General features: G+C 61.2%; 11 protein-coding genes, 1 tRNA gene and 1 pseudogene. 4 read left to right on the forward strand and 9 right to left on the reverse strand.

The window, feature by feature from the left end; genetic code table 11:
• Positions 1-17: 17 nt before the first annotated feature.
• From KU306_RS19060 to KU306_RS10545, 3 genes and pseudogenes are all read right to left on the reverse strand, one after another.
• Positions 18-95 (reverse strand): annotated as a pseudogene (locus KU306_RS19060) (DUF7287 family protein); the annotation flags it as partial.
• Positions 95-2,137: a type II secretion system F family protein gene (locus tag KU306_RS10540; RefSeq protein WP_007539484.1), complete on the reverse strand. Its 2,043-nt coding sequence runs from the start codon at positions 2,135-2,137 to the stop codon at positions 95-97. The pseudogene KU306_RS19060 and the gene KU306_RS10540, both read right to left, overlap by 1 nt.
• The gene (locus tag KU306_RS10545) at positions 2,138-5,662 is read right to left on the reverse strand and encodes an ATPase, T2SS/T4P/T4SS family (RefSeq protein WP_258301907.1); all 3,525 of its coding nucleotides are present in this window, start codon (positions 5,660-5,662) and stop codon (positions 2,138-2,140) included. It lies immediately after the preceding gene.
• A gap of 315 nt (positions 5,663-5,977) precedes the next feature.
• Here KU306_RS10545 and KU306_RS10550 point away from each other — a divergent pair, with 315 nt between their 5' ends.
• Positions 5,978-6,508 carry a DUF8173 domain-containing protein gene (locus tag KU306_RS10550; RefSeq protein WP_007539488.1) on the forward strand — a complete coding sequence of 177 codons (531 nt, stop codon included), beginning with the start codon at positions 5,978-5,980 and terminating at the stop codon, positions 6,506-6,508.
• 11 nt (positions 6,509-6,519) lie between these two features.
• Here the strand turns inward: KU306_RS10550 and KU306_RS10555 are convergent, their stop codons facing one another.
• From KU306_RS10555 to KU306_RS10565, 3 genes are all read right to left on the reverse strand, one after another.
• Positions 6,520-7,413, reverse strand: a complete 894-nt coding sequence (locus tag KU306_RS10555; RefSeq protein ID WP_258301908.1) for a DMT family transporter — start codon at positions 7,411-7,413, stop codon at positions 6,520-6,522.
• A 389-nt stretch (positions 7,414-7,802) separates the two neighbouring features.
• A tRNA-Arg gene (locus KU306_RS10560) sits at positions 7,803-7,875 on the reverse strand.
• Between the two features lie 92 nt (positions 7,876-7,967).
• Complete coding sequence (locus KU306_RS10565) at positions 7,968-8,231, reverse strand: Sec-independent protein translocase subunit TatA/TatB (RefSeq protein WP_007539492.1); 264 nt, start codon at positions 8,229-8,231, stop codon at positions 7,968-7,970.
• A gap of 256 nt (positions 8,232-8,487) precedes the next feature.
• On the opposite strand from KU306_RS10565, the gene KU306_RS10570 reads away from it, so the two are divergent.
• Both KU306_RS10570 and KU306_RS10575 read left to right on the forward strand, forming a co-directional pair.
• Positions 8,488-8,994: a redoxin domain-containing protein gene (locus KU306_RS10570; protein WP_007539494.1), complete on the forward strand. Its 507-nt coding sequence runs from the start codon at positions 8,488-8,490 to the stop codon at positions 8,992-8,994.
• A 75-nt stretch (positions 8,995-9,069) separates the two neighbouring features.
• Entirely contained in the window at positions 9,070-9,882 is an 813-nt protein-coding gene (locus KU306_RS10575; RefSeq protein WP_007539495.1) for an HD domain-containing protein, read from the forward strand.
• Positions 9,883-9,944: 62 nt separating this feature from the next.
• Here the strand turns inward: KU306_RS10575 and KU306_RS10580 are convergent, their stop codons facing one another.
• The 3 genes from KU306_RS10580 to KU306_RS10590 all read right to left on the reverse strand — a co-directional run bounded on the left by KU306_RS10580 (position 9,945) and on the right by KU306_RS10590 (position 11,496).
• On the reverse strand, positions 9,945-10,853 hold the full coding sequence (locus KU306_RS10580) for a mechanosensitive ion channel family protein (RefSeq protein WP_258301909.1): 909 nt from the start codon (positions 10,851-10,853) through the stop codon (positions 9,945-9,947).
• Entirely contained in the window at positions 10,850-11,098 is a 249-nt protein-coding gene (locus tag KU306_RS10585; protein ID WP_007539499.1) for a YhbY family RNA-binding protein, read from the reverse strand. Before KU306_RS10585 ends, KU306_RS10580 begins: the two co-directional genes overlap by 4 nt.
• A gap of 119 nt (positions 11,099-11,217) precedes the next feature.
• Entirely contained in the window at positions 11,218-11,496 is a 279-nt protein-coding gene (locus KU306_RS10590) for a ribonuclease P protein component 4 (protein WP_007539501.1), read from the reverse strand.
• Between the two features lie 106 nt (positions 11,497-11,602).
• Here KU306_RS10590 and KU306_RS10595 point away from each other — a divergent pair, with 106 nt between their 5' ends.
• Positions 11,603-12,664 (forward strand): glycosyltransferase family 4 protein, encoded by a 1,062-nt coding sequence (locus KU306_RS10595; RefSeq protein ID WP_049918565.1) that lies wholly within the window; start codon positions 11,603-11,605, stop codon positions 12,662-12,664.
• The last annotated feature ends 84 nt before the right edge of the window (positions 12,665-12,748 follow it).

The following is a 12,748-nucleotide window of genomic DNA, read 5'->3' on the forward strand; positions in this document are numbered from 1 at the left end:
AGGAGAAAGATACCGACGCCGATAGCGTAGTCGATGGTCGTTTGCGCGCGGCTTCGACGTCGCTCGCGTCCCGAAGAACGGTCACGACGGTCCATCAGCCGACCACCGTCCACACGGCCAACGCGAGCGTCTGGAGGATGACGACGAACTTGACACCTGCCAGCAGGTCGGCGTTGCGGATGTACCCGCTGATGAACCCAGAGAGCACTGCCTGCAACGTGACGCCGTGGAAGAACAGCAGTGAGAGCAGGTCGGAGTCGATAGCGCCGCCGAAGCTCGGACCACCACTGACGCCACCGCTACTTCCCGACGCCTGCGAGGTGAGTCCGGACATCACGTCGAGGAACTGCGTCTTCAGAATCGCCATCACGGCCAAGAGCGTCACGTAGGTCATGAGGATGATGGCGACCTGCATGCGCGTCCGGGCGATGCGCTCGCGCTCGATGTCGTCTTGGTTCTCGGAGGTCTGTGCAGCGGTGGTCAGCACCTCCGTAATCTGACTCGACGCCTCCTGTGCCTTGGTGATGAGCTTCACCGTCCGGGCGAGTCGCGGGATGTGGTACTTGTTGTTGAACTCGACGAGCGCCTCTTTGAGGCTCATCCCGTAGTGAACCTTCGCGTGCATCACGTCGAACTCGTCGGCGAGTTTTCCGGACGACGTATCGGAGACGGTCTTGATCGATTCGAGGAGGGTCTGTCCCGTGTCGTTCGCGCTCGAAAGCTTCCGAAGGTTGTCCGAGAGCTTTCCGGTGATGGCCGTCCGCGAGTGAACGTTCCAGCCGTGGAAGATGGCCAACGGAGTCGCGACAAGGTACACCGGGACGTAGAACCAGATGAACGTCCCCCAGACGGGTCGGTTGACCATTCCGTCCCACGAAGTCGGCGCAGACCCGCCGAGGGCCGCGACGGTGACGATGACTGCCGCGGTGGGGACCGTGAGTACGAGCGTGAAAAGCGGGTTTTGCTTGAAGAAGATGTGCGGTCGCCGCAGCAACTGCTTCGTCTTGAACGTCCCCTCGCGGTTCTTGATGCGCGAGAAGATGCTGAACTCGCCGATGTACGTTTCGACGAGCCCCATGTGAACGAGCCCCTCCCGCTGTGACCCTTCGAGGCGGTCGCTCCCATCCCCTGGTGAGAGGTAGCCGTCGCCGATTTCGTCCTGCTTGACCGTCGAGACGAGCACGAGGAACCCGACGCCGGTGAGTGGAATGAGACCGTACACGGTCGCATAGAGGAGTTCCTGCTGTGCCTTCCCGAGCATGCTCATGATGACGAGGATGATGATGAGAAGCAGCGGGAACAGAGAGAGCGTCATGTACATCTCTCCGAACAGTTCCATCGTATCCAGCGTCTGCTCTTGCTGCTGTTTCGCCGTCCGCAGGTGCTTGTCTTTCTTGTCGTCGAGGAACCCTTCCATGTCACCGCCGGAGTTGACGATAGAGAGCATGTCCGTCAGGAACTGCGAGAGTTCGTGTGAGGGCGTGATGAGTGCCTGCTGGCGAATCGCGTTTCGGTAGTCGGTGCCGAAGTACTCCGTCTCTTGGACGATACTCTGGAACTCGCGGGCGACTTCCCCGTAGGTGTCGTCCGCCTTGGCCATCGCCTCCAGAATTTCGAGTTGGTTGAGTCCACCGACCGAGAGGGCGTACATGAACGAGATGGCGTCCGAGAGCAGCATGTTTATCTCGCGTTTCCGCGCGGACGCCGTCGAATACGGAATCGCAACGAGCGTCCCGAAGCCCATCGCGAATCCGAGGGTGCCGAAGACGAGACCCGAGATGACGACTGCGGCAGGCATCGCGAGCGAGCGGAGCAGGTTCGCGGTCGATTCGCTCGCAACGGGAATGCCGAGGCTCAGTTCCGACGCGGAGAGGATGCCCAAGGCGAAGATACCGTAGCCGACGAGCATCCCGACGAGCCACAAAAACAGGCCGACGAGGACGCCGACTGCGAGTGCGCGTGAGAGATACAGCTCGACGGTGTCGGGCATTCGGGCCTGTTTGAGTTTCTCTTCGACGTCGGCGACGAACTCTCCATCCTCGTCGAACAGAATCTTGAAAAGCGGATAGAACGCGTCGCCGAGCGTGTCGGTGTCCCGGTCGAGCCCTGACGAAGAGTTTGCGTCGAGACTGCTCATCTACTCACCTTCCCTGGGTTCGTCGTCTGACTCGGACTCCGATTCAGACGCTTCTTCTGAGTCATCCGACGAAGGGCTGGTCTCCGCGAATTCGAACTCGCCGAACACGTCGTCGCGCTCGTTGCCAGCGGATTCGCCGGGGGCGTCGTTGGTGTCGTTGGCGTCGTCTACATTATCGGTATCCGGTGACGAGTCCGACTCGCTCGCGTCGGAGACTGTCTCCCCACCATCGGCATCGACAGGCGTGTCCGCATTGTCTCCGGCCGCCTGCGACCCACCACTACTCGCAGGTGGCTGATTCACGTCGAACGCACCCAAGAAGTCCTCAAGGTCGACATCGTCGGTGTCGAGGTCCGGGAAGTGTGCACCGTCCGGGATGTCGATTCCGGCTTCGTCAGCAGCGTCTTCCAACTCGTCGCTCGTGAGCGCGTCGAAGAAGTCGTCCGGGCCATCGCTGTCGGCCGGGACACTGCTGTCGGCCGGGCTATCTCTGTCCTCGTCGTCGCCGTCAGCCCCGGCTTCGAGCGCCGGCGTCTCCGACTCGCCTTCGAGAGAGGACGGCCCGTCGTCTTCGTCGAGCGCGGGCGTCTCGTCGCCACTTTCGAGTTCGTTTCGGTCGGTGCCCTCGTCGAGCGCCGGCGCGTCGAGACGGTCATCGAGCGTGTCGACTTCGGCTCGGTCGCCCGGTTCCGCCTCGATGTCGGGTTCGCTCCGCATGTGTGAGAGCGCTTCTGCGACGTCGCCCACGTCGCGCCCGCGGTAGTCGGGGAAGAGTTCCTCTTCGGCCCGTTTGAGAATCTCCTTGGCGAGCTTTCGAACGTGTTCTGGTGGGTCGGGCCGCGGAACCATCTCCTCGCTTTCGGGGTCAATGTTGATGTGAACCGACTCCATCTCGCGGAGGTCTTCGAGACTGCGTTCGAGGTCGTCGGTCGCCATCAGGCCGAGGATGGTATCCTGGTCGTTGATGAACGCCTGGAACGTCGCGGCGACCTGCGTGTACGTGTTGAGACCGCGGTCGATGAGGTACGCGAGGACGACCTGTCGCTTGAACATCTCCAAGTCGAGCGTCTCTTGGTTCCACCCGCGGTCGAACTTGATTTCTTCGAGCGTGTTCGACGACCCCATCTGGAGGAACTCGTCAGCCTCCGCTTGCCACTGATAGATGTCCTGAACGTTGATTTCGTCGTTCTCGGGGTCGTAGTGGTTGATTTCGGTGAGCGACTTGTTCCGGCGGACCTTGTTGCCGCCGACCCGCGTCGACGTCTGAATCGACACGAGGTCGAGGGCCGTGAACATCGTCTTCGAGACGTTGATGGGCGCGGTCGTAAAGCGCTTGAGCACCTCGCCGACGGAGTCCGCGTGGAACGTCGTGTAGGTGGTGTGTCCCGTGGACATGACCTGAAAGAGCGTCCGCCCTTCCTCACCGCGAATCTCGCCCATGACGATGTAGTCGGGGCGTTGACGGAGCGCCGCTTCGAGTAGGTCGAACTCGTCGACGTCGCCTTTGTCGTCGTCAGCGAACGAGGGGCGCGTGACCGACGCAATCCAGTTTCGCTGCGGGAGTTCGACCTCGCGGGTGTCCTCGATAGAGACGATTTTCGTGTTCGACGGGATGAAAAGCGACACCGCGTTGAGCGACGTGGTCTTCCCGGACGCAGTGCCCCCGGCGAAGATGAGGCTCTTGTCGTTCTCGATACAGAGCCAGAGGAACGCCATCTCTTCGAGCGAGAAGGTCGACCAGTTGATGAGGTCGATTGGCGTAAACGGCACGTCCTTGAACTGCCGGATGGTGTAGTTCGTCCCGTGGTCGGACACCTCGCGTCCGAGGGTCAACTGCGCGCGTGACCCGTCCGGGAGCGTCGCGTCGACCTGCGGGCGTCGCTTCGAGATGCCCTTCCCGGAGCGCTGGGCGAGTTTGACGACGAAGTCGTCGAGTTCGGTCTCGCCGTGGTAGACGTTCGAAATAATCTGCTCGTAGTCGGAGTGGTAGACGAACACCGGCGAGTTGTAGCCGTCACACGAGATGTCTTCGACGTTGATGTCGTGTTTGATGCCGTCGATTCGCTCGTAGCCGATGAAGTCGCGCCGAAGGTAGTACTGGAGCTTCTTGACCTGGTAGTCGTTGAGTTCTGCGGTGTCGTCGGCGAGGACCGCCGGTTCGGGGCGTGCGGCGATACCCTCGATTCCCCCGAGTGGTTCTTCATCACTCCGGTGTTCGGGACGACCCCCGAACAGTCCGCCGAGGCCGAGGCGGTTTGCGACACCACCGAGAAGTGGTGAGCCGGAGTCTTTGCTCGACGATGTACTGGCGGGCGTGTCGTCGGCTTCCGTCACAGGGTCGCTTTCACTTTCGTCTTCCTGCGATGCGTCTGCATCCTTCGGGGGCGTTGCACCTTCTTCGACGGGGTCGGCCGTCTTGCTCCCGCCGAAGAGCCCACCCAACCCGAGTCGCTCAGCGAGGCTCTCTGCACCGTCGTTCACGCCGTCGGTTGCAGCGGCACGCTCGGTCGCCGGCGCGTCGTAGAGGTCGTACCGCGACAGCAACTCGTACGTCTGGGCTTCGATAACTCGTCCGCGGTTGTCTTCGCCGCCTTCGCCACTGACGAGCCCCTCGTCGCCGTATTTGATTGCAGTCCGAAGCTTTCCGGTGAGGAACTCCGTCAAGTCGTCTTCGATGCGGTTGAGGTAGGGTTCGACGACGTAGTACTTCTTCTCGTTTTCCTTGATGGAGTGGAAGATGATGACGAACGAGTACGGTTTGTTCACCCAGTAGCGTTCGACCTCTCTGAAGTGCGTCTTCTTCTCCATCGGGACGGACTTTTCGAGGTCGTATCGGTTCGCGAACGTGGTGGTGCCGTCCACGCTGGTGAAGAACTCGTCCTCGTCGAAATCCTGCTTGACGTCGACGGTCCGTTCGTCCACGACCTCGTCGAGTTCGCTCGCTCGCTTTCCGCCGCGTGCCAGTGCGTTCTCGATGACCGACGGGTCGAATCCAAGGGCGGCTTCGCTGTCGAAGCGCTCGATGTTCCCCTCGGCGTCGCGCGGGCGAGAACCGTCGTCCTCGTAGTAATACTCGCGCTTGTAGTGTTCCCACATCCACTCGTCTTTGACGACGGGTGTGGTCTCGGGGTCGCAGAACGCCTCGAACTGCTCGTGGATATCTTTCGCGTGTGCACCTCGCTTGCCGACGAATTCGCTGACCTCGACCGGGTGGAAGTCGAGGTACGTCTCGGGGTCGAGACTGACTTCGGTCCAATCGTCGCGGTCAGGAGTCGGGATGTCTCGCTCTTCGCCGTCTTCCCAGCGAGAACTTCCCGGAACGTCGGCACGGGTGCGAGGGTCGAATCCGTAGAGAGCTTCGACATCGCCATCGTCACCGAACTCGTCGAGGAAATCGGCCCACGTGTACTCACCGACGCGGGCGTTCGACCCCTCCTGCGTTGAATCGGCGTCGCTCTCGATAGGCGACTCCGCGTCCCCCTCCAACGCCTTGGGTTCGGTTCCATCGGCGTCCTCGGTTGCCATTGTGGTCCGGTATCCGGGGTGATGGAAAAGTCTTTTTCTCAGATAATCCACAATTTAAGCACGTTTAAGTGTCTTTTTTATAACCATTTATTAGTGGACCAGTCGCTCGAAGACGGACATTTCAGTCGTTTAATTGGATGTTTACCGGGAGTAATCGAGAGACCCAACCACGTATAAACAGCGATGAATTGTCTTTGGATTGTTACTTCGACCACTCGCTGTGTTAAGACTTGTCACAACCTCTGTCGAGTGGTCCGGCTCATCACTTTCGAGCTGGTGCGAATAACTATGATATCTCTCTGAGATGACTCTGCCATGGACCAACTCGCACTCGTCGTCCTTCAGCAGACGCCAATCGCACCGCCGACAGACCCCAGTGCATTCACCCGCTTTTTCGGCTCCACGATATCCGCCGCGGGGACGTTCCTCGGAACGCTCGTCCTCGGAGCACTCTTACTCGTACTCGCACCGGACTTCACCGAGAACGTAATCGACACAGTCGAAGAGAAGCCCGGTCCGTCGTTCCTCTGGGGACTCGGTGTCTTCGTCGCGTTCATCTTCGTCATCATCGCTCTCGTCATCACCTTGATCGGCATCTTCCTCGCCATCCCGCTCGTCATCGTGATGATATTCGTCTCGTTGTTCGGCGGCGCAATCGTGTTTATCTTCGTCGGTGAGCGACTCCTCGACGCCGCAAACGTCGACACGTCCCGCTGGGGACACCTCGGTGTTGGTGCGTTCGCCGCGACTGTGCTCGCTGCCATCCCCGTCGTCGGCGGCATCACGAACTTCGTCGTCAACACCGTCGGTGTCGGTGCACTCGTCTACTACTGGCGCAACAACTAGTTCGAAGCTTTTCACCCACTCAGTTCCGCACGAATCGCGTTCCGTTTTACGAGCAGGAACCCGACGACGATAATCGCGAACCCAACTGCGACCGAGGGTGCGAGCGCCTCGTCGAGTGCTGCCCACCCGACGACCGCCGCGAAGACCGGCGAGACGTAGCCGACGAGGTTGATTTCTATCGGGCCGAGTCGGTCGAGTAACTCGAAGTAGAGTAGGTACCCTGCCGCACCTGCGAAGGGGACGAGATACACGTACGCGGCGACGACTGTCGGCGTCAGGTCGACGTGCTGTGGCTCGCCTCGAACGAGACTCATCACGTGGAGCAGCCCGCCACCGAGGAGCATCAGCCAACCCTGGTACGCCGCTACCGGAAGCGTCGTTCGGAGCGGGCGGGTGACGACGCCACCGAGGGCGAACGCCGACGCCGACAGCACCAGAATTCCGACTCCAAGCGGGCTCGGCGAACTCACAGCGTTGGGGTCGGGGTTAGCGACGACGACCACGCCGACCAGCCCGAGCAGGATACCTGCGAGCGCAATTGGACTGAGTCGCTCGTCGGGGAGCACCGGACGGGCGAACCCAGCCGAGAGTACCGGAATCGAACTCAGGACCACGGCGCTGACGGCAGAGGTGACGTAGCCCTGTCCGATGAACAGAAGACCGTTGTGGACGGCGATAAAGAGCGTCCCGCCCGCGACGACACTCGGGAGGTCCGAGCGGCTGAGTCGCCACCGCTGGTTTCGAGCCGCACCGTATCCGAGGACCAGCAGTCCGACGAGGTCGAAGCGAAGCGCGGCAAAGAGCAACGGTGGGATGCCGGCTAAGCCAGCTTTGACCGCCGGATACGATGCACCCCAGAGCGCGGCGAGAAGGAGAAAAGCAGCAGCGTTTCGGTACCGGGTCACACAAGGTGTCGTCGGGTGTGGGTGGTGAGCGTATCGGTTCGGGCAGTTGCGACCGGTTCGTCATCCCTGTGCCGTGTTCACTGCTCACTGCCGTTCGCCAGAAAACGGGCGTGACGGGACTCTCGTGAGCGGTGTGCGGCGCGGAGCGCCGCAGTGAGACGAACGGCGAAGCCGTGAGTCAGCGAACGAGAGTCAGGAACGCCCGTGAAGGAGCAACGCGACTGAACGGGCGTGACGGGAATGCAGCGCGCGGTGCTGCATATCGTGAACTCCGTTCACGGGATTCGAACCGGAGCAAGACGGTCGCCTCGCTACGCTCGGCGCTGCGACTTGCAGGGTTGCGAATCCCGCACGAGACGTTATCGGACTCGCTCCGCTCGTCACGATAACGGGCGTGACGGGATTCGAACCCGCGATCGAGAGGTTAGGAACCTCTCGCCCTGTCCACTAGGCCACACGCCCTCCCGTGATTTCTCTCAGGGCTGGACAAAAATCGCGTGGTTCGCCCCCCCTGTGGGGGGTTAGACGGAGCAGATGAAGAAGAGCTGCAGTGACTACTCGGACGTGGTAGTCGACTCGGTCGCCGTCTCGGTCTTCGTTTCGGTGACGTCTTCGTCGTCTTCGTCGCCTTCCATCTGCTTCAGTTCTTCTTCGATTTCGTTGCGTCCTCGCTGGAACTCGCCCATGGCCTGCCCGGTAGAGCGCGCAAGTTTCGGAATCTTGTTCGCGCCGAACAGCAGGACGAGCACGAGGAGGACGATGAGCAGCTCCGGCCCGCCCGGGAGTCCCGGGAACAGGGGGGTGATGGTCTCGAACATCGCTGTTTCTGCCTAACCCTGTGTTAATTATAGGCTTTTTGCCTTCACTGACCTCACGAACGGACGAATGTCGGGCATTCGGACGTACCGTGTGCCGTGCGCTGAGGGCCGAACGACCCCGAAATGCGTAAAATATCTTCTGGCCAGACTCTGTTGTGAATGATGGTAGCATATGGCACAAATAAGTCACGATTAATCAGTCTCGAAGACCGCATGCCGTAGCTGTAAAGTAGGTGCCGTCAATCCCCTCTATTGTATGGTATCTGTCGGCGACACTGCACCTGACTTTACGGCACCGAAAACGGACATCGACGGCGACATCGAGGAGTTCACGCTCTCTGAAAACCTCGACGACGCACCCATCGTCCTCGCGTTCTTCCCCGCCGCGTTCACCGGGGTCTGCACCACCGAGATGTGCACCTTCCGCGACCAGATGGCGAACTTCGACGACGTCGGCGCGACGGTCTACGGCATCAGCATCGACACGCCCTTTACGCTCTCCGAGTTCGCGGAGAAGAACGACCTCAACTTCGACCTCATCAGCGACACCAACCGCAACATCATCGATGCGTTCGGCATCGACATGGACTTCGCGGACCTCGGCGTCTACAACGTCGCAAAGCGTGCTGTCTTCGTCGTGAACGCGGACGGCGAAGTCACCTACGAGTGGGTCAGTGACGACCCCGGCGTCGAACCGGACTACGACGAAGTCGAAGCGGCGGCCTCTGAGGCAGAAGCCGAAGCCCCCGTTGACTCGGCGTAAGCTCCCCTGAGATACGCTGTCGTACGTACTTCACAGCCCAAGTCCTTTTTTGGTCGTAGCGCTATCGTAGGGCGCATGAGTCATTCTGAAGAGGCCATCAATGGCGGCCGAGTCTACGACCCCGATGCAGACCACGCGTTCCCCGACGAGAAACTCAACGAAGTCCTCCCCGTACTCCTCGAAGACGAAGAGGTAAACGCGCTTCTCGAAGCCCAGAACATCAACGCAGTCACGCGGAAGGGCTACAACGACCACGGGCCCAAACACATCGAAATCGTTCTCAATCGCGCACTTCGACTCTACGACCTACTCAAACGCGGCGGCTGTGAGTTCAACGGCGCAGCCGACCACGGGCTGGACGAAGCAGACGAAGCGGTCATCGTCGCACTCGCTGCCCGACTCCACGACATCGGCCACATCGTCCACCGCGACAATCACGCGTACTACTCGATTCCGCTGGCCTCGGACGTACTCGACCGCTTCCTCCCGGAGTTTTACGACACCGTCGAGGCCGTTCGGATGAAATCAGAGGTCCTCCACGCGATTCTCTGTCACCACCGTGAGGAAGACCCACTCACGCTCGAAGCGGGCGTCATCCGCGTCGCCGACGCGCTCGACATGGAACACGGTCGGTCGCGTATCCCGTACGAGAAGGGTGGTCGCGGCATCAACACGCTCTCCAGCCAGGCAATCAGCAACGTCACGCTGAAGGAAGGCGACAAATCACCAGTGCTCGTCGAAATCGAGATGGTCAACGCCGCCGGCGTCTACCAGGTCGACAACCTACTGAAGGCGAAGCTCGACGGCTCCGGGCTCGAAGAGCACGTGCGAATCGTCGCCGTCAACACGCGGTCTGAAGACCAACTGGTCGAGCGTATCGAACTGTAACCCGCGTACTGCTGCACCGGAAAAAGATTCGACCGATTGGGTGTCGCTCCGGCGGGAGCGCCTCAGTCGTTCGACTGCACGACTCGGTCCATCCCGGCGACGGAGAGTTCGCCACTGAGGGTCCGGTTCGGGTAGGGGAAGTCGATGCCCTCTTCGTCGAACCGCTTTTTCACTGCCGTCACGTACTCGCCGCGCGTCTTGACGAAGTCCGCGCGGCTCGGGTTTGCAATCCAGATACGGGACTTCAGGACCACAGCCGAGTCCCCGAGTTCCGTCAGGCGGACCGACGGTTCAGGGGCGTCCATGATGCCGTCGTGCGCCTGTGCTTCTTCGAGGATGATGTCAGTCGCCTGCTGGATGTCGTCGTCGTAGCCGATGCCGAACGGCACCTGTAGACGAAGCTTGTCCTTGGCGACGGGGTTCTTGATGACCCCGTCGGTGAGCTGCGAGTTCGGGACCGTGAGCAGTTCGTTGTCGAAGGTCCGAACACGGGTCACGCGGAACGAGATGTCCTCGACGATGCCGGAGTGGCCGTCCCATTCGATCCAGTCGTTGATGCGGAAGGGACGGTCGGTGAAGATGAAGATACCAGCGACGAAGTTCGAGATGGTATCCTGCATCGCAAAGCCAATCGCCAGCGTCCCGGCCGCCGCAATCGTCGCGAGCGACTGGAGGATGTTGGGAAAGCCCGCCATCCTGAACCCGGCCGCGATAGCGACGAACGCGACCACGACGGTGACGAGCTTCATCAGGGGCTTCTTGGCGTGTTCGTCGGCCCCGCGCCGGTCGAGATACCGAGAGACGACCGACGAGAGGACGACCTTCCCGACGATGTAGACGACGAGGAAGGTGACGAAAAAGCTCAGAACCGAGCCAAGAAGCTGTGCGTACGGGATGTTCGCTTCCGCGAGGAAGCGACCGATAGCGCCACCGTCTCCCTGCAGTTGGAGTGGAAGCGCAGCGAGGGTCATCGATGGAAGACGGCCGTCTTCCCTCGTGTCTCGATAAGGTCGGCATTCACTCGCTCTGCGAGGTCCGCGGCGGCGTCGTCGATAGTCGTGCCCCCGAGGGCCGCGCGGAGGAACTTCGCCTTGACGAGGTTCCGTTCGGCCAGTTGGTCGTTCAGTTCGCCGGTGACGGCTTCGATTCCACTCTTGCCAACCCAGACGGTGACGTCGAGGTCGTGAGCTTCTTTCCGCAGCTCTTGGGTGTCCATTGTGGACTCTACTACGTGTGAGAGACCTTCAATAGTAAGGCTTTGACGGCCGTATGGGTATCCGAACCACGATTTGCGGACGGTTCGGCCGATTTTGGGGCTGCTCGGGTGGGTCGGAATCAGTACGGGTAGCGTTTCGTCGCCCCGCAGTGTTCACACCGGATGACGACGTGGCCGCCTGCTCGCGTCCGAACGCGGGCGTCGACGCCCGGCCGGAGATAGGCGTCGCACTCGTCGCAGGTGAATCGGCGGAACTCCGTGGGAAGGCCGCATCGGTTACGCTCTGCGACACGGCGAGCGAGACGCACGTACTCGCGCGCGAGGTCGGTGTCGCGCTCGGCGGCCGCCTCGCTGGCGAGTTGGTGGAGTCTCTCGATGCGCTCTTCCGCGATGGTCATGATAGGTGGGGAGAGGGGGCGAGACAAAGACGTTCCGAACTCCAGGAGTGAATCAGACGACCGAGAAGCCGGTAGCGTCAAATCCCACCCGAAAGAAACGCCGACCGTGCGCGTACTGAACTACCTCGAACTCGCCTCGCAGCTCGACCGGAGCGGCATCGGGACCGCGACCGACCAACAGCGAGCGGCGTTGGCGACCACCGACGTCGAGGTTGTCACCTCGCCGTGGCCGGATTCACCAGTCGACGCGGCCGCAGCGCTGGCCAACGGTGGGGGCGTCTTCCGCGACTACGACATCGCCCACTGCAACCTCATCGGCCCCGGCTCAGTCGCCGTCGCGCGGCACGCCAAGCGAAACGACATCCCACTCGTCCTCCACTCGCACGTCACCCGCGAGGACTTCGCCGAGAGCTTCCGTGGATCGAACGCTGTCGCACCCGCCCTCGGGAAGTACCTCAAGTGGTTCTACTCGCAAGCCGACGTGGTTCTCTGCCCGTCGGAGTACACGAAGGGCGTCCTCGAATCGTACCCCGTCGACGCGCCGATTCGGCCGATGTCGAACGGCGTCGACATCGACTCCTTGGACGGCTTCGAGGACTTCCGCGACGAATATCGCGAGAAGTACGATTTGGACGGAATGACAGTGTTCGCAGTCGGAAACGTCTTCGAGCGGAAGGGGCTGACAACGTTCTGTACACTCGCCCAAGAGACGGACTTCGACTTCGCGTGGTTCGGCCCGTACGACACCGGCCCGCACGCCTCGAAGACGGTGAAACACTGGGTCGAAAACCCACCGGAGAACGTCACGTTTACCGGGTGGATAGACGACATCCGCGGCGCGTTCGGTGCTGGCGACGTGTATCTCTTCCCGACGAAAAACGAGAATCAGGGCATCGCCGTCCTCGAAGCGATGGCGTGCGGAAAGGCGGTCGTCATCCGCGACATCCCCGTGTTCGAGGAGTTCTACACCCACGGCCACGACTGCCTGAAGTGCTCAACGAAAGAGGAGTTCCGGCGGGCGCTGGAACTGCTCGAACGCGACCCGGACCTCCGCCGCCGTCTCGGAGAGAACGCCAAGGAGACGGCCGCAGAGCACAGTCTCGACCGCGTCGGCGACCGCCTCGTCGAGACGTACGAGGAACTTCTCGACGGCACTCTCGCGAACTGATTCGCTGTCGGCAGTCGCTTTTAGCCGGCCGTGTCACAAACTGACATACTGGCGGGAAGTCACAACGGTTTATCCCGTTCGGGT

Source organism: Haloferax larsenii (assembly GCF_024730625.1).
GTDB lineage: Archaea > Halobacteriota > Halobacteria > Halobacteriales > Haloferacaceae > Haloferax > Haloferax larsenii.

What these genes read in the sequence shown, in the direction of transcription:
- KU306_RS10540 (WP_007539484.1), bottom strand. Translation starts at nt 2,137, where the DNA reads ATGAGCAGTCTCGACGCAAACTCTTCGTCAGGGCTCGACCGGGACACC.
- KU306_RS10545 (WP_258301907.1), bottom strand. Translation starts at nt 5,662, where the DNA reads ATGGCAACCGAGGACGCCGATGGAACCGAACCCAAGGCGTTGGAGGGG.
- KU306_RS10550 (WP_007539488.1), top strand. Translation starts at nt 5,978, where the DNA reads ATGGACCAACTCGCACTCGTCGTCCTTCAGCAGACGCCAATCGCACCG.
- KU306_RS10565 (WP_007539492.1), bottom strand. Translation starts at nt 8,231, where the DNA reads ATGTTCGAGACCATCACCCCCCTGTTCCCGGGACTCCCGGGCGGGCCG.
- KU306_RS10570 (WP_007539494.1), top strand. Translation starts at nt 8,488, where the DNA reads ATGGTATCTGTCGGCGACACTGCACCTGACTTTACGGCACCGAAAACG.
- KU306_RS10575 (WP_007539495.1), top strand. Translation starts at nt 9,070, where the DNA reads ATGAGTCATTCTGAAGAGGCCATCAATGGCGGCCGAGTCTACGACCCC.
- KU306_RS10580 (WP_258301909.1), bottom strand. Translation starts at nt 10,853, where the DNA reads ATGACCCTCGCTGCGCTTCCACTCCAACTGCAGGGAGACGGTGGCGCT.
- KU306_RS10585 (WP_007539499.1), bottom strand. Translation starts at nt 11,098, where the DNA reads ATGGACACCCAAGAGCTGCGGAAAGAAGCTCACGACCTCGACGTCACC.
- KU306_RS10590 (WP_007539501.1), bottom strand. Translation starts at nt 11,496, where the DNA reads ATGACCATCGCGGAAGAGCGCATCGAGAGACTCCACCAACTCGCCAGC.